At 68.8% G+C, this 15777-nt stretch carries 31 protein-coding genes; 5 read left to right on the plus strand and 26 right to left on the minus strand.

The features are described 5' to 3' along the window. The first annotated feature begins 123 nt into the window (after positions 1-123). Positions 124-873 (plus strand): hypothetical protein, encoded by a 750-nt coding sequence (locus tag MFF64_RS26605; RefSeq protein WP_238192820.1) that lies wholly within the window; start codon positions 124-126, stop codon positions 871-873. Positions 874-964: 91 nt separating this feature from the next. Here MFF64_RS26605 and MFF64_RS26610 read toward each other — a convergent pair whose 3' ends face one another. Both MFF64_RS26610 and MFF64_RS26615 read right to left on the minus strand, forming a co-directional pair. Continuing rightward, positions 965-1264 (minus strand): hypothetical protein, encoded by a 300-nt coding sequence (locus tag MFF64_RS26610; protein ID WP_238192821.1) that lies wholly within the window; start codon positions 1262-1264, stop codon positions 965-967. Then, a complete protein-coding gene (locus MFF64_RS26615) occupies positions 1257-1934 on the minus strand; it encodes a nucleotide-binding protein (RefSeq protein WP_238192822.1) in 678 nt (225 codons plus the stop codon). The genes MFF64_RS26610 and MFF64_RS26615 overlap by 8 nt, the downstream gene beginning before the upstream one ends. 342 nt (positions 1935-2276) lie before the next feature. Here MFF64_RS26615 and MFF64_RS26620 point away from each other — a divergent pair, with 342 nt between their 5' ends. Next, positions 2277-2855 (plus strand): recombinase family protein, encoded by a 579-nt coding sequence (locus MFF64_RS26620; protein ID WP_238192823.1) that lies wholly within the window; start codon positions 2277-2279, stop codon positions 2853-2855. A 49-nt stretch (positions 2856-2904) separates the two neighbouring features. Further along, on the plus strand, positions 2905-3093 hold the full coding sequence (locus tag MFF64_RS26625) for a hypothetical protein (RefSeq protein WP_238192824.1): 189 nt from the start codon (positions 2905-2907) through the stop codon (positions 3091-3093). A 208-nt stretch (positions 3094-3301) separates the two neighbouring features. Here MFF64_RS26625 and MFF64_RS26630 read toward each other — a convergent pair whose 3' ends face one another. Further along, positions 3302-3511, minus strand: coding sequence for a hypothetical protein (locus MFF64_RS26630; RefSeq protein WP_099905157.1), 210 nt, complete (start codon positions 3509-3511; stop codon positions 3302-3304). A gap of 274 nt (positions 3512-3785) precedes the next feature. Here MFF64_RS26630 and MFF64_RS26635 point away from each other — a divergent pair, with 274 nt between their 5' ends. Then, positions 3786-3980, plus strand: coding sequence for a hypothetical protein (locus MFF64_RS26635; protein ID WP_099905155.1), 195 nt, complete (start codon positions 3786-3788; stop codon positions 3978-3980). 54 nt (positions 3981-4034) lie between these two features. Here the strand turns inward: MFF64_RS26635 and MFF64_RS26640 are convergent, their stop codons facing one another. The 23 genes from MFF64_RS26640 to MFF64_RS26750 all read right to left on the minus strand — a co-directional run bounded on the left by MFF64_RS26640 (position 4035) and on the right by MFF64_RS26750 (position 14753). Next, positions 4035-4292, minus strand: a complete 258-nt coding sequence (locus tag MFF64_RS26640) for a hypothetical protein (protein WP_099905153.1) — start codon at positions 4290-4292, stop codon at positions 4035-4037. A 55-nt stretch (positions 4293-4347) separates the two neighbouring features. Further along, positions 4348-4617: a hypothetical protein gene (locus MFF64_RS26645; RefSeq protein WP_099905151.1), complete on the minus strand. Its 270-nt coding sequence runs from the start codon at positions 4615-4617 to the stop codon at positions 4348-4350. Then, positions 4602-4757, minus strand: coding sequence for a hypothetical protein (locus MFF64_RS26650; protein WP_165795793.1), 156 nt, complete (start codon positions 4755-4757; stop codon positions 4602-4604). Before MFF64_RS26650 ends, MFF64_RS26645 begins: the two co-directional genes overlap by 16 nt. Then, the gene (locus tag MFF64_RS26655; RefSeq protein ID WP_133123611.1) at positions 4754-5173 is read right to left on the minus strand and encodes a hypothetical protein; all 420 of its coding nucleotides are present in this window, start codon (positions 5171-5173) and stop codon (positions 4754-4756) included. Before MFF64_RS26655 ends, MFF64_RS26650 begins: the two co-directional genes overlap by 4 nt. A gap of 125 nt (positions 5174-5298) precedes the next feature. Beyond that, on the minus strand, positions 5299-5532 hold the full coding sequence (locus MFF64_RS26660; RefSeq protein WP_133123610.1) for a hypothetical protein: 234 nt from the start codon (positions 5530-5532) through the stop codon (positions 5299-5301). A 53-nt stretch (positions 5533-5585) separates the two neighbouring features. Further along, complete coding sequence (locus MFF64_RS26665) at positions 5586-5819, minus strand: hypothetical protein (RefSeq protein ID WP_099905145.1); 234 nt, start codon at positions 5817-5819, stop codon at positions 5586-5588. Next, on the minus strand, positions 5816-6055 hold the full coding sequence (locus MFF64_RS26670; RefSeq protein WP_099905144.1) for a hypothetical protein: 240 nt from the start codon (positions 6053-6055) through the stop codon (positions 5816-5818). Before MFF64_RS26670 ends, MFF64_RS26665 begins: the two co-directional genes overlap by 4 nt. Then, positions 6055-6243 carry a hypothetical protein gene (locus tag MFF64_RS26675; protein WP_099905142.1) on the minus strand — a complete coding sequence of 63 codons (189 nt, stop codon included), beginning with the start codon at positions 6241-6243 and terminating at the stop codon, positions 6055-6057. Before MFF64_RS26675 ends, MFF64_RS26670 begins: the two co-directional genes overlap by 1 nt. Continuing rightward, positions 6240-6782: a 3'-5' exonuclease gene (locus MFF64_RS26680; protein WP_099905140.1), complete on the minus strand. Its 543-nt coding sequence runs from the start codon at positions 6780-6782 to the stop codon at positions 6240-6242. The genes MFF64_RS26675 and MFF64_RS26680 overlap by 4 nt, the downstream gene beginning before the upstream one ends. 64 nt (positions 6783-6846) lie before the next feature. Then, positions 6847-7065: a hypothetical protein gene (locus tag MFF64_RS26685; RefSeq protein WP_099905138.1), complete on the minus strand. Its 219-nt coding sequence runs from the start codon at positions 7063-7065 to the stop codon at positions 6847-6849. Positions 7066-7067: 2 nt separating this feature from the next. After that, complete coding sequence (locus MFF64_RS26690; protein WP_133123608.1) at positions 7068-7712, minus strand: hypothetical protein; 645 nt, start codon at positions 7710-7712, stop codon at positions 7068-7070. Continuing rightward, positions 7709-8140 carry a nucleoside triphosphate pyrophosphohydrolase family protein gene (locus tag MFF64_RS26695; RefSeq protein ID WP_238192825.1) on the minus strand — a complete coding sequence of 144 codons (432 nt, stop codon included), beginning with the start codon at positions 8138-8140 and terminating at the stop codon, positions 7709-7711. The genes MFF64_RS26690 and MFF64_RS26695 overlap by 4 nt, the downstream gene beginning before the upstream one ends. Before the next feature lie 67 nt (positions 8141-8207). Further along, positions 8208-8660 carry a hypothetical protein gene (locus tag MFF64_RS26700; protein ID WP_238192826.1) on the minus strand — a complete coding sequence of 151 codons (453 nt, stop codon included), beginning with the start codon at positions 8658-8660 and terminating at the stop codon, positions 8208-8210. Next, positions 8651-8866 carry a hypothetical protein gene (locus tag MFF64_RS26705; RefSeq protein ID WP_099899108.1) on the minus strand — a complete coding sequence of 72 codons (216 nt, stop codon included), beginning with the start codon at positions 8864-8866 and terminating at the stop codon, positions 8651-8653. Before MFF64_RS26705 ends, MFF64_RS26700 begins: the two co-directional genes overlap by 10 nt. Further along, positions 8866-9903 carry a hypothetical protein gene (locus MFF64_RS26710; protein ID WP_099899110.1) on the minus strand — a complete coding sequence of 346 codons (1038 nt, stop codon included), beginning with the start codon at positions 9901-9903 and terminating at the stop codon, positions 8866-8868. Before MFF64_RS26710 ends, MFF64_RS26705 begins: the two co-directional genes overlap by 1 nt. Continuing rightward, positions 9903-10313: a helix-turn-helix domain-containing protein gene (locus MFF64_RS26715; protein ID WP_165795499.1), complete on the minus strand. Its 411-nt coding sequence runs from the start codon at positions 10311-10313 to the stop codon at positions 9903-9905. The genes MFF64_RS26710 and MFF64_RS26715 overlap by 1 nt, the downstream gene beginning before the upstream one ends. Beyond that, complete coding sequence (locus MFF64_RS26720; RefSeq protein WP_165795500.1) at positions 10307-10885, minus strand: hypothetical protein; 579 nt, start codon at positions 10883-10885, stop codon at positions 10307-10309. Before MFF64_RS26720 ends, MFF64_RS26715 begins: the two co-directional genes overlap by 7 nt. A 47-nt stretch (positions 10886-10932) precedes the next feature. Next, entirely contained in the window at positions 10933-12069 is a 1137-nt protein-coding gene (gene dnaN, locus MFF64_RS26725; RefSeq protein WP_238192827.1) for a DNA polymerase III subunit beta, read from the minus strand. A gap of 1 nt (position 12070) precedes the next feature. After that, the gene (locus MFF64_RS26730; protein ID WP_133122974.1) at positions 12071-12415 is read right to left on the minus strand and encodes a hypothetical protein; all 345 of its coding nucleotides are present in this window, start codon (positions 12413-12415) and stop codon (positions 12071-12073) included. Between the two features lie 39 nt (positions 12416-12454). After that, positions 12455-13069: a hypothetical protein gene (locus MFF64_RS26735; RefSeq protein WP_099899116.1), complete on the minus strand. Its 615-nt coding sequence runs from the start codon at positions 13067-13069 to the stop codon at positions 12455-12457. Further along, positions 13069-13344: a hypothetical protein gene (locus MFF64_RS26740; protein WP_099899118.1), complete on the minus strand. Its 276-nt coding sequence runs from the start codon at positions 13342-13344 to the stop codon at positions 13069-13071. The genes MFF64_RS26735 and MFF64_RS26740 overlap by 1 nt, the downstream gene beginning before the upstream one ends. After that, positions 13341-13856, minus strand: coding sequence for a hypothetical protein (locus MFF64_RS26745; RefSeq protein ID WP_133122976.1), 516 nt, complete (start codon positions 13854-13856; stop codon positions 13341-13343). Before MFF64_RS26745 ends, MFF64_RS26740 begins: the two co-directional genes overlap by 4 nt. A 96-nt stretch (positions 13857-13952) precedes the next feature. Beyond that, a complete protein-coding gene (locus MFF64_RS26750; RefSeq protein WP_099899122.1) occupies positions 13953-14753 on the minus strand; it encodes a LexA family protein in 801 nt (266 codons plus the stop codon). Between the two features lie 535 nt (positions 14754-15288). On the opposite strand from MFF64_RS26750, the gene MFF64_RS26755 reads away from it, so the two are divergent. Further along, on the plus strand, positions 15289-15774 hold the full coding sequence (locus tag MFF64_RS26755; RefSeq protein WP_133122979.1) for a hypothetical protein: 486 nt from the start codon (positions 15289-15291) through the stop codon (positions 15772-15774). Positions 15775-15777 lie beyond the last annotated feature (3 nt).

Here is a 15777-nt window from a genome sequence, read left to right on the forward strand (position 1 = left end):
CGAAATTGCCGTCTCGTCAATCCGGAACCCGTGTTCCGGAAACGATGGCGCTTTGTCCGGGAACCGGGCGCGCTCACGCGTGACCCGGCTCGATCTGCCGCGGCCTCACCACGAGGCCGACCGATGACCTATGCCGAGATGAAAGAGGCGATTGCCCGGGCGCTGCCCGCGATGCTGCCGGCCCTGCGCGACCAGCTCTACGCGCTCAACGGCGCCGGGGTGATCAGCGACCGGGACGCGGGCGAGCTCGACGATGCGATCGAGGCGCGCCGCAAGGGCCCCGCCCCCGCGGCCCCCGCACCGGCCGGCCTGTCGCTCGCCGCCGCGATCGCGCCCACCGCCGCCCGGATCACGAAGTTCGCGCCTCGCCGCCAGCGCTCGCCCGACCGCGCCAAGAGCCGCGAGCGCCGCCGGGGCTTGGGCGGATCGAGCCCCCTCCCCGAGCCGCTCGCCCGCCGCTACACCGAAGGCCAGCGGGCCGTCCTGTTCATCGTCGGCGAGGAGATCGCGGCGCGGGGCGTGTGCGGCCTCTCGGTCGCCGAGATCGCGGCGCGGGCGGGCGTGTGCCACCGCCACGCGCAGATGGCCCTGCGCCTCGCCGAGAGCGACGGGCTCGTCACCATCACCGAGCGGCCCCGCAAGGGCCAGAAGCACCAGACGAACCTCGTGCGCGTCCTGTCGCGGGAATGGGCCGCCTGGCTTCAACGGCGTCGACCGACAGGGTGCAAACCGATTCCCTCCACGGGGATTCAAGATTCTCTTTCTTCTCTAGAATCGAGGACGGCGGCTCGCGGAAGCGTCGCGACGGGTTTTCGGAGGGGGAATTCGGGCTCTGGACCGGCAGGACGGCCGGCCGCGGGGCATCGATTCTAGCCTGAGACTGGCGCCACCACTGGAATCGAGAGCGCCGGACCCTGGTGAGGATCCGGCGCTTGGTGAGGGATTCGGGATTGGGTGGGCAGGCTCAGACGATGCCCTTGCGGACGGCGTCCATCATCCGCTTGAACCCCTCGCGGTAGGGGAGGCGCTCGCGGTCGCACCATTCGATGAAGTCGACTTGGTCGGAGACGTTGATCCGCGTCGTGAATGACGTCGTCGGCTCATCGGATGCCCGGCGCCGCTTGATCGGCTTCGGGGGATCGCGCTCCACGAAGCCGTGGGCGGCGGCCGCCGTGCGGCTCACGGCGGGCATCTCCTCGGGCGCGGGTGCGGCCGGCTTGAAGTCGCCGAGGTTCGCGAGGCCGGCGGGGGTGGGCTTAGACATGGGCGGGCTCTCTGGCGGTGCGCAGGATCTCGACGATCTCGCCGGCGAGCGCGTCGGCGTTCTCCCGGGCCTTGTCGAGGCCGTTGACGGCCTGCGGGTCGAGCTCGTCGAGGCTCTGGCGGTAGGTGAACATGGAGCGGTAGGCGGCCCGCTCGGCGAGATCGTTTGCCATCATCGGCACGCCCGACGCCGCCAGCTTCTCGCGGATCGCCCGCTCGTCGCGGGTGGCGAAGCCGGGCTTCGTGCGGGTGAACAGGACGCGGTAGGCGCGTGGGCCGACGGTCGCCGCCTGGTCCTCGATGTAGTCGATCGCGCGCCGCGCCTGCGTCGCGTCCATCGCCGAGCCCTGCATGGGGATGAGCGTCAGGTCGGCCGCGAGGATCGCCGAGGCGACCATGAGCGAGGCGGTGCCCTCGAGGTCGGCGATCACGAACTGGCTGCGGGCCCCCTCCCCTTTCAGCATCCGGCCGATGTTGGTCGAGTCGGCGTGCCCGATGACGGTGACCGGGCTCGCGGTCGGCCCGTCCTTCCAGGCGACGAGGTTGCGGTTCGGGTCGCAGTCGAACAGCGTCACCGACGCGCCGTGGCGGGCGAGCGTCGTCGCGAGCACGAGGGCGGTCGTGCTCTTGCCGGTCCCGCCCTTGGGATTGCTGACGGCAATTACGGCCATGTCGGGTCACCTCACTTCCGGTCACGTGGCGCAGTGTGACGGGGCGTCGCTCAACGCCGAGTTAATTGCCGTGACGCGCCTTGGCGTGATGCGACGTGATGCGGTTTGGCGTCAAGGCGCTTAGCGCCACTTGGCGTTATGTGAAGTGAAGTGACTTCATATGAAGTCATTAGACGGCACCAACGCGACCCCCGGATCCGTTTCCCCGAACGCCCCGCCCCCTGTCCGCAGGGTACACCCTGTAAGACGGTTGCGGTGAGACGCCTGGGCCCTGTCTCACAGGGTTGTCGGACGGCTCGTGAGACAGCTACAAGGGATCGTCTAGACCCTACGAGGCATTCCATGGCCCGGATCGGCTACGCCCGCGTCTCCACCCTCGACCAGGACCTCACCGTGCAGCTCGCCGCGCTGAAAGCCGCCGGCTGCGACATCGTCCGGTCCGAGAAGGTGAGCGGGTCCTCGACCCTTGGCCGCGACGAGCTGCGCACGGTGCTGGCCTTCATCCGCGAGGGCGACACGCTGGTGGTCACCCGCGTCGACCGCCTGGCGCGCTCGATTGGCGACCTCCAGGACATCGTGCGCGAGCTGCGCGCCAGAGGCGCCGGGTTGATGGCGACCGAGCAGCCTATCGACACAAGCACGGCCGCCGGCAAGGCCTTCCTCGACATGCTGGGCGTGTTCGCCGAGTTCGAGACTAACCTCAGGCGCGAGCGCCAGGCCGAGGGGATTGCCAAGGCGAAGGCGGCCGGCGTCTACAAGCGGGCGCGCACGGTCGATCCGGAGGCTGTGCGGGCGCTGATAGGGGAGGGGAAGGGCGCATCAGAGATCGCCCGCGAGTTGGGGATCGGCCGGGCGAGCGTCTACCGGGTGCTCAAGGTGGCGCCTGCGCCCGCGACGGAAAATGTCACCGATCCGTGTTGACGGCGTCACTGATCAGTGACATAAAAGGTCATCGACACGGAGATGGCAGATGACTCGCAACGAATTCGACGCCCAGTTCCGCGCCACCGAGCAGAGCACCGATTTCCAGTACGACAAGGCGACGTTGGCGAACATCAACGACACCGTCTTCGCGGCGGTGTCCGCGATGGATGCCGATGACTACGCCACCAAGAGCGCCGTTGATCACGCCTTTGAGGCTGCGGTCTCGGCGCTGTGACCGGAGTAGAGTTTGCGGCGTGGGTCGCCACGATGAAGGTAGCCCGAGGCTGGTCGGCTCGCGAGTGTTCGCGCCGCCTCGGATGCGGCGTGAACCAGATCGCGATCTGGAGCGTCAATGGTGCGCCGCCCTACATCGCTCTCGCCTGCGCCGCCTTGAGCCACGACCTGCCGCCCTGGCGACAGGGCTAGCGGCGCGCTCCGGGCGCTCAAGGCGCCTCTGCGGCGCCCTCCGGCCCGGTCGCCAGGGCGAGCAACCGGGCGCGCATCTCGGCGATGACCTCGTGCGGTCGGCCCCAGTCGGGATCGGCCTCGGCCTTCGCCATGACCTCGGCGAGCACCCGCGCGAACGTCTCGTCGTCGATGCCGAGATTATGGGCGAGGGCGAGGAGGCGGTCTGTCTCAGGGGTCGAAGACATCAGGGGGCGCGGGTTTGACGAGGGGGGCTCAACGCGGCGGTGGGGATGCGCGCGACGAAGTGCAAGCCCTATCTGCAACAATTTTTGACAAGATTGAGCCGAGTTGCATTACGGCTACGCTTCTGCTAACACCGGCCTCAGCCCAACCGGGCAGAAGTACTAGGAGGCGGATAAGCTTCTGAATGTCTCTGTGTCTCCCGAGACGGGAGCTAATGCGGTTAATATCGAAAAAGCCGCGTTTAGTTCCCGCCCTCTGGAAACGCGGGAGATACGTATGAAGTTTCTTACGCTCGACGAAGCTCGCAAGGCTCTCGTTCTTGCTTTGGCGATCGCACGGAAAGCGGAGGCGACCCAGGATATCGTCCTGGACCCAATTGATGCGGAGCTCATCATTCTGGGTCTCTTCTTGATCGTGCGCACCTCCGAGCACGCCCCTCATTTCCCCGAAGTCTTCTTCGGGGCCGAGTGAGGGCGGCTCCCAAGACGCCGGCCTGGACATCCTGGCCGGCGCTTTCTTTTGTCCCTACCGCAGCCGCACCGGATCCTTGATCCGCGGCGCCCGCTCGCTCTCGACGCAGGCCCATTCGACCTGGTGCCGCTCGACGTCCGGCCAGCCGGATCGGAGCTTGGCGAGCGTGGCCGGGTCGGCGAACGCGGCGTCGAGCTTCGCCGTCGACTCCGGAAGGCGCGCCCGGCACGCCTCCACATCCCCCGGCCATGGTCCGATGGATGTTGCCGGCTGGCCGAGCACCATCAGCACCGCGTAGACCTTGAGCGCCATAGTCGAATGCCTCGTCGCGTAATCGCCGCTTATGGGACCTGAGTAGAAGGCGCCCTCAGCGCCCCCGATCCGCGTATGGGATCACGGGGAAGGTGACCTCGCGCCACCCGCTCACGGGGTGATTATCCCACGTGACTGGGCCGACGCCGAACAGCAGCAGGAAGCGGCTGACCTCGTCCTCCCGGCTCTGCGGGATGCGGATGCGTCCGGAGAAGCTGGGTTTGTCGCCCAGCAGGTTCACCACGACGTCGAAGGTGGCAAGGTCCAGGTAGCGGCGCATGTCCTGGATGAGGCTGTGGAGGTGAACGGTCATGTCATCCGCCATGCGATGCGCTCCTCGATCGGTTCGGCCAGAAGCTCCTTCAGCTCGGCGTCGGTCAGGTCCGGCACGATGTCGTCCACCTTGCGGATCAGCAGACGAGCGAGCCCGATACGCCAGCGTAGGGGCAGGTAGGCGCGTATCATGCGTCCGCTCCCTCGGCCGGGTTGAGCGCGGCACGGGCCTTAGCCTCCAGAGCGGGCGCATACATCCCGCCGGGGAAGTCGAGCATGGCTTGTAGCGCCTCACGCAGCCGATCGGCCTCGTCCGCCTTGGCGCACGTCTCGGCCCAGACCACGTCGAACGAGGTGTTCATGGAATAGCCGCGCGACCGCTTCGCGTCGTCAAGCCACCAACGGCGCTTGCGGGCCTCCTCTTTGAGGCTCGCCATCTCGCGCTCTGCCGCGCCGGCCCGGCGGTCAGCCTCGTCGCGCTCCGCCATCAGCCGGGTCATTTCGGCCAGTGCGTCACGAACTCTCTGCGCTGCCACATGGTATCCATGGCTTGCCAGGATCTTCGCCACCTCGGGCAGGTGCACCTTCCATTCGATCGCCTCGCTCATGCTAACCCCCTGAATTTCCACGCCACGACCGGCTCAAGAGAACCGATCCGATCGTTAGCTTCCACTGCCCGGATGACTTGCACATCCGGGCGCTGACACCTGATAACTTGCGTTTATCAGTGTGGTTAGGCGTCCGGCCCCTCGGCCGGCGGCTCGATCGGGCACCAGTGGCTATAGTCGTCCCATTCCCATCCGTTCTCAAAGTCGGGGTGAACAGTGTCCTTGTGCTCATCGTCGGCCCGGATGACATGCGCGTCCCAGTAACCGCACGTTCCCCGCGCGCTGCTCTTATTGACCCACAAGCCGGCGAGGAATGTCCTACCGTCCTGCGGTGCTGTGCTCATCGGCTGCCAGTTCACGGTGTCTCTCCTTTGGGTAATCAACGATAAGCCGTGGGTTATCAATGATGAGATCAGTGCGCTCGCGCCACCGCGAGAGCCTGCTTCCCGGCGGCAGTGATCGCGTAGACGGGCCCGTCATCCCCTGGTGTGGTCGAGACGAGACCGCGGTCCTTGAGGTCGAGAAACAGGAGGTGCGCGGCCATCACCTCCTCGCTGTTGACCTCGCCGGGTGCGTCGGGGCCGTTCCGGTCGAGGAAGTCGAGGGCCATGATCTCGTGGGGGCGGAGGCTGGCGGCGCTCGTCACGGCCTCGCCTCCTTGATCCGCTTGACGTAGGCATCCGCCTCGCTCTCGGCGATCATGAACGACAGGAAGGTCTCGCCCTCCCGTCGCCCGGGTGCGACAGCGAAGCCCCGCTCGAACACGCCGCGGCAGATCAGCTCGCGCATCGCCTCGAAGTGCGCCTCCGTCTCGGCGCGCGTGTAGGTGACGGCGAAGTAGCGGACGGGGACGCCGGCCTTGCCGGTGTCCTTCCAGGCCATCACGCCTTCCCCTGCGGCTTGCGCGAGAAATTGAACTCGCCCGGGATCAGATACGTCGCGCCGATCGCGACCGCGAACCACCAGATGCTGCGATCAAGGCCGAAGACGACGTAGGCGCCGCCTGCGAGGACCGTGAAGCGACAGACGATCGTCATCGCGAGGAGGAAGGCGTAGGGCCAGGGCATCATAAGCACCTCGACCAAATGTGATCCGCCGCGAGCGCCCGCACGCCCCGGATCACCGCCAGCGCCTGCGCCTTGGCATCCGACAAGGCATGGTGCTTCTCCCCCTCCGGCATCTCGACCTTGACGCCGGCGAGTTCGTAGAGCGTGCGGGTGTCGCGGATGGCGCGATGCGACCACGGGATCGGATGGCCGCAGGCGCGGAACGCCGACTCGATGATCGGCAGATCAAAGCTCGACCCGTGGCCCCAGATCCGCAGGTCTTTCCCCTTCCGGTCCAGCCATGCCCGGAAGTCCCGAAGGGCGACGGCGAGGGGTTCGCGGTTCGGCCCGTCATCCCGAAAGACGCTGCGGGCCTCGTCGCCCTGTCCCATCCACCATGCGACCGTCTTCGGGTCGATGTGCCCGAGCGCGCCATCCGGCGTGACGGCGCAGTAGAAAAGATCCCCCAATCCCTCCGGTCCGAACTGCACCGCCCCGATCGCTACGATCATCGCATCCGGTCGCGTGGAGAGGGTTTCGAGGTCGATCATGATGTCGCGCATGGGATGCGGTCTCACTGGTACGATTGGAGAGGGTGACCGCACTGGCGGCAGCGCGGCCGGGAGGTCATCGGGAGAGTTCGACCAGTACGGCGATCGCCAGACAGACAGCGGCGATGACGATGCCGGCCCCGAGATAGATCCAGTCGAGGACGTCCTCCGTCCTGGCTGCGACCAGGGCGCGGTGCGCCTCGATCCGGGCGCGGGCCTCGGCCATCCGCTGCGCCTGGCGGCGGGTGCTGTGAGCCCGTATGGCGCGGGCGTCAGGGGCGTGGCGGCGCTTCATCTCTACGCGCTCCTCTGTCCGCGCCGGCTGGTGAGGGTGTCGACGGTGCGACGGGTCTGGGGCGGGTTCTGCTGCTCCCGCCAAGCTCGGATCCGGGTGAGTCGGTTGACGACGGCTGGGTCGAGCTGGTCGAGGTCCGGGACGCCGGTGATCCGGCTCAACCCCTGGCGCACGTCGGCGCCGGCGAGGTAGGCCTTGCCCGGCACGAGGGGGCGAGGCGTCTCCGGCCAGCGGGTGTTGACGTTGCTGACCGAGAGGACCGGCGTGCGGCCGGGCGTGATCCAGCCGAGCCCGATGCCGTATCGGGTCGCGAGAAGATGATCCGATGCAGCCGTGAGGTTCGCGCTGGTCCGGCACATCGACCCCGAGCACTCGAACCCGTCATGCTCGACGAGGGCATCGTCGTCGGTCACCGGCCGCACGAACAGGAAGGGGAAGCGCGGCGGGTTCCGCTCCTGCTCCTCTGGGGTCATCGCCGCATAGTCGCTGTGGTAGCGCAGGCCCGGGGCCTTGAGGATCATGACCTCGACGGGCGAGTTGAGCGGTGGGGGCATCGCCCGCCGATCGAACAGCAGGAGGACGCCCTCGTGCGTGGCGACGGGCTCGCCGGTGCGGCCCGGATAGGGGGTGACGATCATGGTCGTCACCACTTCTTCCCGCCGGCCCGCAGCCGAGCCTCGTGCGTGTGATCCGCCCGGGTCGCGTTGTACGCGAGCTTCTCCGTCACCGCCCCGTCGAGGTCGTAGCCGAAGGCCCCGGCGTAATCGAAGATCCGGATGAGCGCGTCGGCGAGCTCCACCTCCGCCATCCGGCGGTGAGGGAGCTTGTCGTCCATCAGATCTTTGCGCTCGCCCTCCATCGCCTCGGCGATCTCCGAGACGACGAGCATGAGGAGTTCGCCCTTGTTGCGGGGGATGGGTTGGCCGGTTGCGGGGTCCTGCCACCACTTGGCGTTGGCGGCGTGGCAGGCGGCGGCTAAGGCGTTAAGGCCAGGATGTAGCGCCGGAAGCGCCAGGGCATCTCTGTCTATGGCGCGCGCGAGGATCCCGCCAGCCAAGGCGTTGTAATCGGTCATATATTTTCCCCTTAATCGGATCGCTTTTACTTTTAGGCTGTCGCGTAATGTCAGTTCTGGAACTGAGTTAACTTGCGTGCGGGCTCACCGCCTGCGGCAGGGCCGAGGACGGGACGGGGGAGGGAGAGGATGATGGGGCCTTGGTCGCCTCGGCATGCTGCGCCGTCGGCACCTCCGTCATCCCCATCTCGTGCGGGACCAGGATCGTCGGCTGCTGCAGCCGACGCGTCGCGACCGTCGCGAGCGTGTGGTTGAGGACGTGCGCCAGGTGGGCGATGTCCTGCTCATCGTTGTCCGTCATCTCGTCGGAGGCGGCGTTCTTGAAGCAGACCCGGTAGGCGTCCTGCGGCAGGGTGCGGGCCTCCGGGGCAACACAGCCGCAGCAGACGAACGACTCGGGCGTGAAGGCCAGATCGTAGAACTGATCCTCGGTCGTGCCCGGCGGCACGTGCTCGACGGACGTGAAGCTGGTGCAATCGGTGCGGCCGCGCCAGCAATGGCCGAAGTTCATCAGGGGCATGCTCTCTCTCCGGCAATCACGGCGACCTTCGCCGCGAGGGTGTCGACCTGGGTGAGGATCTTGACCGCGCTCGCCCGGTACGGGCGTTTCCAGACATCCGGGATGCGGTCGAAGCGGTCGGAGTCGGCCCTCTCCATCCAGGTCTGGTCGTGGATGATCCGGGCGAGGATCTCGACGTGGGCGGGGTCGGGGTGAGGCGTGGTCATCAGACGACCGGGTCGGGGTCGGTGGGGATGACGAGCGGCTTCCCCGCGAGATCGAAGGCGCTCAGAAGGTGCGGGACGCGCCGCACCTCATCCTCGGCCTCGGTGCGCGTGTAGAGGCCGGCCCGCGCCGTGTCGGAGGTGTAGCCGGAATAGTTCGAGCCATAGAACGCGTCGTTCTTGCTCGACCTGATCCGGAACAGCGGCTGGTCACCGAACAGGATATTCCGGATCGTCTCCGCGCGACGAAAGTTATGCGCGCGGACGGCGGATGACATCTCGGCTTCGAGCCGCCTGCGCCGCTCTCGCTCATTGCGCTTCGCGCGGAGGTCGCTCGGCGGCGAGACGTAAATCTCGAACGACGCCTGATTGCGGAGCGTGTCGCGGCCGACCGCGATCCACCACATATTGTTGATGTTGTAGTACGCGACCCCGCGACCTATCCGGCCCTTGCTGTCGGTGAACCACACCGTGGCGCCATGGCTGACTGTACCGCCATCGGCGGAGCGGCTGTTGCAGGGCTGATCGCAGACCGGGCGGCCGAGTGCCTTGTTGGTGTGACAGGACTCCGCATAGCGTTGAGCGATCCGCTCAAGGGCGGTCGGGGCGACGAGAGAGGGCCGGCAATTTTTATCCTTGACCTTGACGGCCGCGAGGCTGGACAGCCAGCGGGCAATCCGTCGGAACGTCAGATCGACCCGAAGGCGGTCGAGGTAATCGAGTCGGCTCAGCTTGTCGAAGTCGTAGCGGTGACCGTTCGAGTTATCTTTCTGCCAAGTCTCCGCCCAGATCTCGACCTCGACCACGCGCCCGGAAATGCGGAGGCTCGCGAGCAGGTTCCCCTTGCGGGCGCGGCGGTGACTGGGGCTTAGGCTGCGGTAGCACTTACGCACCTCCTCATCGAGGGTGATGGTCCACCCGCTGCGACCGAGATGCTTCAAAAGGCCGAGGAAGATCTCTTTGCGGAAGGTCGGATCGTTGGCGTTGTCCTGCCAGATGCCCGCGTGGGTGTCGTGGAGGTTGAGTTCGAGCTTGCGCATCACGCCGCCTCCGCCACAGGGCCGGCGAGATCCCGCGCGATCGCCTCACGGATGAGGGCCGCGCTCTCCAGGCTGATCCAGTATCCCTCGCCCCAGGCGGTCTCGATCGTGGCGCCGGGGACGAGCTGCGCCAGCTTGGGGCGCATCTTGCAGATCTGCACCTTGGGGGTCTCGATCGACGGCGGATCGTTCCGGCGCTGATCGCTCATGCACACCTCGAGGAGGTGATCGTGCGTGACGATCCCCGGCGCCCGGGCCATGAGCGTCGAGAGGATCCGCCGCATCGCCGGGGTGAGGTTCCAGGTCGCCGGCAGGTGCAGGCGCGGGCTCATCATCGCGCGGAGCTGGCGCACCTCCTCCTCGAGTTCCTCGACGCGCTCGCGCAGGGTGATGGGGTCGAGGCTCAGCATGACGCCGCCTCCCCCGGAGCCGCAGCCCCCGCATCCGCCAGGATCTCGTAGGCGACCTGGACGGCCGGCACGAAGTCGCAGATCGGGGCGAGGAGATCCATGCTCCGCCCCATGGCGACGAGGAGTTCGGTGCGCTCGTCGACCGCGCCCTGCCCGATCGCCCGGAACCCGGAAAGGGCGAACTCCCGGTATGCTCCCTTGACCGCGTCGAGGCCGTAGATGTGGAACTGTCCCGGGTGCCATCGGCTGTCGAACCCGAGGGCGACCGGGACGATCTGGCGGAGCTGCGTCCGGCCTTCGTGGTTGGTGTAGACCGCCGGCACGGGGGTGTGGCGGTCGGCGGGCTGGGCCTGGATCTCAGGGGCTGGAGCCGCTACCGCCGCGGCGCTCGGGCAGGTGGCGGCGAGTGCCGCCCGCGCCAGGGCTCCCCCGTCCACTCGGACCGGGCAGTGGTCGGGGTCGTCGGAGGTGTAGAGCTCTGCCCGCGCATAGAACCGCAGGGCGTCGGCGATGACCTTCGGCAGGATCCGCCCGCCATACATCACCGTGTCAGTGTCGCGTGTCTCGGACATGAGGCGCCTCGCGTCGGGCGGGAGGATCGAAGGGGAGAGGAGTCGGATCAGGCGACCCGCATCGGCATCAGGACGAACAGGGCGTCGTCGCCCTGCCGCGGCCGGATCAGGACCGGGCTGCCGGGATCGGCGAAGGCGAGCCTCGCCGTGTCGCCGCCGACCTGCTCCAGGATGTCCGCGAGGAACCGGCCGTTGAGGCCGATGCCGAAGGGCGCGCCCTCGTGTTCGACGTCGAGCGTCTCGACCGCCTCGCCGCCCTCGGGATTGCGCATGATGACGGTGAGGCCGCCCCGCCCGTCGAGATCGAGCTTCACGGCGCGGCCCCGCTCGGAGGCGATGACCCCGACGCGGGCAACGGCGGCGCTCAAGGCCTCGACGGGGGCGAGCGCGATCCGGTCATTCCCGGTCGGGATGACGCGCTGATAATCGGGGAACGTCCCGTCGATGAGCTTCGAGGTGAGGACCGTGTCGCCCACCGTCATCTGGATCCGCGCGGCCATGATCACGAGGCGCACGTCCACCTCGCCCGCAGCCTCCGCGAGCCGGCTGATCTCGCCGCACGCCTTGCGCGGCACGATCACGCCCGGGACGTCGGTCCGCACGCCGGAGGCGGCGCTGGTCTGGACGCGGGCCAGCCGGTGCCCGTCGGTCGCGACCGCCCGCAGGGCCGGGCCCTCCGGCGTCTCGACGCCGACGAAGAACGTGCCGTTGAGGTAGTAGCGCGTCTCCTCGTTCGAGATCGCGAAGGCGGTGCGCGACAGGAGCTTGGCGAGCAGGCCGCCGGCGATCGCGATCTCGGCCGCATGGCTGTCGGCCATGCCGAGCACCGCGGGGAAGTCCGAGGCCGGCAGGCTCCCGAGCGTGAACCGTGAACGCCCTGCCCGCACGCTGACCTGGCCGTTGCCGCCGTCCTCGATCGTCACGACCGCGTCGCCCGGCAGCTTGCGGGCGATGTCGTGCAGCGCGCCCGCCGGCAGGGTGATCGAGCCCGCCGCCGTCACGGTCGCCGGGACTCGCGTGGTCAGGTAGATGTCGAGGTCCGTGCCCGTCACCGCGAGCGTGTCGCCCTCGGCGTGCAGGAGCACGTTCGAGAGGATCGGGATCGTGTTCCGCTTCTCAACCACCTTGGCGGTCGAGGACAGCGCGTCGAGGAGCGCGGAGCGGGCGATCGTGAGGGAGAGCATGTCAGGCTCCGGCCAGGCCGGCGCGACCGGCGAGATAGGGAAGGTCGGCAAGGTCGGGGTTGGCGCGGCCGAGCTGGATCAGTGCCTCGGCGAGGTCGCCGCGGCGCAGCGCGTCGACGGCGTTCTCCCAGGCATCGGCGTCAATCTGAGGCGATGTGTCGATCTCCAGATCGTCGGGATCGTAGAGGTGCTCGATGGACCGACCGTCTCGAAGATACTCGGCCTCCGCTGACGTGATCGCGGTGAGGCGCTCGAGTTCGTCGACAATCTCGTCTTTCGTGAAGACCGCGATGCTGACGGAGACGGTCGCAGTCGTGTCGACCTCGACGTCGATGCGCTTGATCAATGCTTCGGACATGGCGCCCTCCCGGGCGAAGCGTGAGGGTTACGCGACCGCCCGGCCGGACTTGCCCTTGAGGGCCGGCAGGTGGCGCAGGAAGGCTTGGAGCAGCGCGTCGGCGACCCGGTCCGGCGGCATCCATTTCGGCTTGGTCGCGAGCGACTGGATCCCGGCGCCGTCGATGAACCACGGCCGCGGGCAAGGCGCGCAAAACCACCGTTTCTCGGTGGCGAGCGCGATGAGGTCGATCTGCTTGATCGTCTCGCGCTGGGCGGCGGTCGGCATGTCGAGCCCGGCCGCCGCGTGGATCGCGACGTCGTGGATCTGCTCGAATTGCTGGCGCACCGTCCGGATCTGCTCGGCCACCTCCGGCCCGAACCGAAGGCGGGCCAGATGATCGAGCGAGTCCTTGGCCGGGCTCGTCACGTCGCCGGTGCGGCTCTCGTGCGCGTCGTGCAGGAGCCAGTGCGCCTTGAGGGGCGGCGGCGCGATGTTGAGGCCGATCAGGGTGTGAAGGCCGACAGACACCGTCGTCTGGGGATGGCCGGCGAACCGGTTGAGGTTGGCGAGCGACCAGGCGAGTTCCGCGAAGTCGACCTCGGCGGCGGTCGGCTCGACGAGCGAGATCGGGACCCCCGATCGGGTGGGGAGCCAGGTCATCAGGCGACCTCGTCGGAGAGATGGCGGGTGAGGGCGGCGTCGAGCTGGTCGCAGCGACGTTGCGCCAGGGCGCGCACCCTCGGGTGACGGTCGAGGGCGATGCCCTGCAGCTCGTGGGTCCAGTCCCGCGCGGCGACCGTGCGGCCCTCGTCGAGACTGGCGCGGCCGCGGGTCCCGGCCTCCCAGTAGTGGGCCGCGTCGATCGCGAGCGGGGTGACGACGACCCCGGCGAGGTCGGCGTCGGGGGCCAGGATGGGAGACCGGGCGAAGGTCACGCCGCGGCCCTCTGCGCGCTCATCCGCGCCCCGTAGAGCGCGAGCCGCCGTCCGGGGATGTCGGAGGACTCGAGGCCGGCGAGGAACGCGATCACGCGCTCGGCCTTGGGCATCAGGCTCGCGACGCGGATGCCGTTGAACCCGGCCGCCTCGAGGCGGGCGGCGGTCACCTCGCCGTCGCCCTCACGGGCGAGGGTCCGGACGGTGATCGCGAACTCGGCGACGCGCTGGCGCTCGGGCGCCGGCATCGCCGGGTAGACGATGGAGGTCGCGACCGCGACTTGGCCCGCGAACCCGCCGCGGGGTTCCGCGCCGACGAGGACGTCGGCGAGCGCTTCGGCCGTCAGCATCGCGTCGAGGCGCAGCGCCTTGACGATGTCCTCGGTCGGGACGTCCGCGAGCCAGGCGCCGAGGTCCGCGCTCTGCGGCAGCAGATGGGCGAGCTTGGCCGAGACGTGCGCGATCAGGGCCCGACGCACGGCGTCGGGCGATTGGGAGAGATCCCCGGACACCAGCGTGCCCTCCATCGGTGGCGATGGAGGGCACGCTAATGCGCTAAAACTAGCGCGTCAACAGGGGCGCGCTAAATATTTTAGCGCGAAGATGCGCTAGATCCGCGTCGGAAAGTTCGGCACCTGGAGCACCTGATTGTGCACCCAGACCACGAGGCCGACGATCTGAACGCTCACGTCCTCGGCCTCGTGATCGGGGTCGATGACGATCGGGCTCGTCCAGTGCGGGTCCGACGAGTCGGGCCAGAGCTCGTGCGTGTCGCCGTTGCGGCGGTAGCGCTTGGCGGTGCGCTCGCGCAGGTGGCCGCCGTCCCGCGTGCGCTCGACGATCACGAGGTCGCCCTCGCGCACCTCGTAGCCGAGCGCGATCGTGTCGATGCAGGTCAGATAGGCGCCGTCGGGGGCGACCTTGTTGATCGAGGTGCCGCGCACCAGGAGGCCGAACTGCGCCTCGGCCGGGAACCGCGAGTCGACCGGCAGGCGCACCTCCTCGAAGCTCGGCGCGTCGACGTGGTCGACCTCGAGCCACTGCCCGGCCGCGACCTCGCCCCGCAGGGCGATCGCCGCGACGTCGGGCGCGAGCGGCGGCAGGCCGGCCTTCGCGCGCAGGCGGGTCTGCACCTTGCGAAACCGCGCGATGCTCTCCGCGGTGGAGGCGGCCGGGGCCTCGACCGCGGCCGCGCCCTCGCCGGTCTGCAGCCAGAGGGCCGACGTCTTGAGCACCGGCGCGAGATCCTCGAGGGTCCCGATCTTGACCGACTGCACCAGCCCGGTCCGCAGGTTGCGGATGGCGCTCGCGCGCCCGGCGGCCTGCTCGGCCCCGCGCTCGGAGAGGCCGACCGCGTCGAGGCGCTGCTGGATGCGCGCGAGCACCGCGGCGGCGGAGGTGTCGGACATGGCAAAACCTAACCTGAAAACGCGCTAAACTTAGCGCACTCCAAGCGTGGGCGCAAGGCGAAACGCGCCAAACTAAGCGCGTTTTGGGCGCCACAACCCCCCTTGCGTCTGCGCTAATTCTAGCGCACGCTTAGCGCATCATGAGACTGAAAGCGAAACTCCTCCTGGTCGCTGACGCCTTCGGTGAGGCCATGAGCCTCTCGGACGGCCGCGTGTCGACCCTCGTGTACGGCTCGGGCGACCGCCTGCGCCGTCTGCGCGAGGGCAAGGACATGCTGAGCGCCAATATCGAGGACGGCTTGCAGTGGTTCTCTGATCGGTGGCCGGAGGGCGCCGTGTGGCCGAGTGAAGTCCCGCGTCCGGCCCCGCGCCCTCCGACCCCCGTCCCCTCTTCGGCCGCTCCCGCCGCAGGTCCCCCGGCCTGACGGCATCGCGGCCACCGGCGGCGCGGCATCCCCGAGACCTCTGCTCGCGCCGCCGGCTCTTTGAATCCCTCCTCAGGCCCCTCCGGCCGCCACGACAGCGAGAGTTCCCCATGACCGGCCCCGTGTCGCCGGGCGCGTCGCCGCGTCCGGGCCTCTCTCCCGCCGCCGCCCGCCAGGTCGAGGCGATCATCCTGCAGCTCGACCGCGGCTTCGCGCCCGGCGCGGTCCGCGCCTCCTTCGGGGTTGGCGCTAAGGTGATCGCGCTCGCCCAGGCCGAGCGCGCCCGGCGGATCGCTGCCGCGGCCGCCGCCTGTGCCCCCGCGCCGGTGCCGGACGCGCCTCCCGCCCCCCGCCTCACCCCCGAGGCCTACGAGCGGGCCACGCTCGTCGACCGCCTGCGCGCCTACGCCGCCGACCTGCCCTCCGGGCCGCAGCGCTCGACGCTCCTCCACCTCTCCGACCTCGCCGAGCACCACCCGACCTTCTACCCGTCCTACCGCATCGGCTCGGACGGCACCTGCCGCGGGATCACGTCCCCGCCCGTCACCCACTTCGGCCTCGGCCTCTCGCCGGCCGCAGCCTGCCTCGAAGGCTGAGCC

Source organism: Methylobacterium frigidaeris (assembly GCF_022179185.1).
GTDB lineage: Bacteria > Pseudomonadota > Alphaproteobacteria > Rhizobiales > Beijerinckiaceae > Methylobacterium > Methylobacterium frigidaeris.

Bases quoted from the DNA above. Each gene is read 5' to 3' on its own strand.
- MFF64_RS26630 (WP_099905157.1), bottom strand. From the start codon at position 3,511: ATGTCTTCGACCCCTGAGACAGACCGCCTCCTCGCCCTCGCCCATAAT.
- MFF64_RS26670 (WP_099905144.1), bottom strand. From the start codon at position 6,055: ATGGCCTGGAAGGACACCGGCAAGGCCGGCGTCCCCGTCCGCTACTTC.
- MFF64_RS26625 (WP_238192824.1), top strand. From the start codon at position 2,905: ATGACTCGCAACGAATTCGACGCCCAGTTCCGCGCCACCGAGCAGAGC.
- MFF64_RS26640 (WP_099905153.1), bottom strand. From the start codon at position 4,292: ATGGCGCTCAAGGTCTACGCGGTGCTGATGGTGCTCGGCCAGCCGGCA.
- MFF64_RS26655 (WP_133123611.1), bottom strand. From the start codon at position 5,173: ATGAGCGAGGCGATCGAATGGAAGGTGCACCTGCCCGAGGTGGCGAAG.
- MFF64_RS26755 (WP_133122979.1), top strand. From the start codon at position 15,289: ATGACCGGCCCCGTGTCGCCGGGCGCGTCGCCGCGTCCGGGCCTCTCT.
- MFF64_RS26620 (WP_238192823.1), top strand. From the start codon at position 2,277: ATGGCCCGGATCGGCTACGCCCGCGTCTCCACCCTCGACCAGGACCTC.
- MFF64_RS26750 (WP_099899122.1), bottom strand. From the start codon at position 14,753: ATGTCCGACACCTCCGCCGCCGCGGTGCTCGCGCGCATCCAGCAGCGC.
- MFF64_RS26735 (WP_099899116.1), bottom strand. From the start codon at position 13,069: ATGACCTGGCTCCCCACCCGATCGGGGGTCCCGATCTCGCTCGTCGAG.
- MFF64_RS26635 (WP_099905155.1), top strand. From the start codon at position 3,786: ATGAAGTTTCTTACGCTCGACGAAGCTCGCAAGGCTCTCGTTCTTGCT.
- MFF64_RS26645 (WP_099905151.1), bottom strand. From the start codon at position 4,617: ATGGCGGATGACATGACCGTTCACCTCCACAGCCTCATCCAGGACATG.
- MFF64_RS26680 (WP_099905140.1), bottom strand. From the start codon at position 6,782: ATGCGCGACATCATGATCGACCTCGAAACCCTCTCCACGCGACCGGAT.
- MFF64_RS26710 (WP_099899110.1), bottom strand. From the start codon at position 9,903: ATGCGCAAGCTCGAACTCAACCTCCACGACACCCACGCGGGCATCTGG.
- MFF64_RS26685 (WP_099905138.1), bottom strand. From the start codon at position 7,065: ATGAAGCGCCGCCACGCCCCTGACGCCCGCGCCATACGGGCTCACAGC.
- MFF64_RS26605 (WP_238192820.1), top strand. From the start codon at position 124: ATGACCTATGCCGAGATGAAAGAGGCGATTGCCCGGGCGCTGCCCGCG.
- MFF64_RS26720 (WP_165795500.1), bottom strand. From the start codon at position 10,885: ATGTCCGAGACACGCGACACTGACACGGTGATGTATGGCGGGCGGATC.
- MFF64_RS26715 (WP_165795499.1), bottom strand. From the start codon at position 10,313: ATGCTGAGCCTCGACCCCATCACCCTGCGCGAGCGCGTCGAGGAACTC.
- MFF64_RS26610 (WP_238192821.1), bottom strand. From the start codon at position 1,264: ATGTCTAAGCCCACCCCCGCCGGCCTCGCGAACCTCGGCGACTTCAAG.
- MFF64_RS26615 (WP_238192822.1), bottom strand. From the start codon at position 1,934: ATGGCCGTAATTGCCGTCAGCAATCCCAAGGGCGGGACCGGCAAGAGC.
- MFF64_RS26695 (WP_238192825.1), bottom strand. From the start codon at position 8,140: ATGACCGATTACAACGCCTTGGCTGGCGGGATCCTCGCGCGCGCCATA.
- MFF64_RS26675 (WP_099905142.1), bottom strand. From the start codon at position 6,243: ATGATGCCCTGGCCCTACGCCTTCCTCCTCGCGATGACGATCGTCTGT.
- MFF64_RS26705 (WP_099899108.1), bottom strand. From the start codon at position 8,866: ATGACCACGCCTCACCCCGACCCCGCCCACGTCGAGATCCTCGCCCGG.
- MFF64_RS26650 (WP_165795793.1), bottom strand. From the start codon at position 4,757: ATGATACGCGCCTACCTGCCCCTACGCTGGCGTATCGGGCTCGCTCGT.
- MFF64_RS26700 (WP_238192826.1), bottom strand. From the start codon at position 8,660: ATGCCCCTGATGAACTTCGGCCATTGCTGGCGCGGCCGCACCGATTGC.
- dnaN (WP_238192827.1), bottom strand. From the start codon at position 12,069: ATGCTCTCCCTCACGATCGCCCGCTCCGCGCTCCTCGACGCGCTGTCC.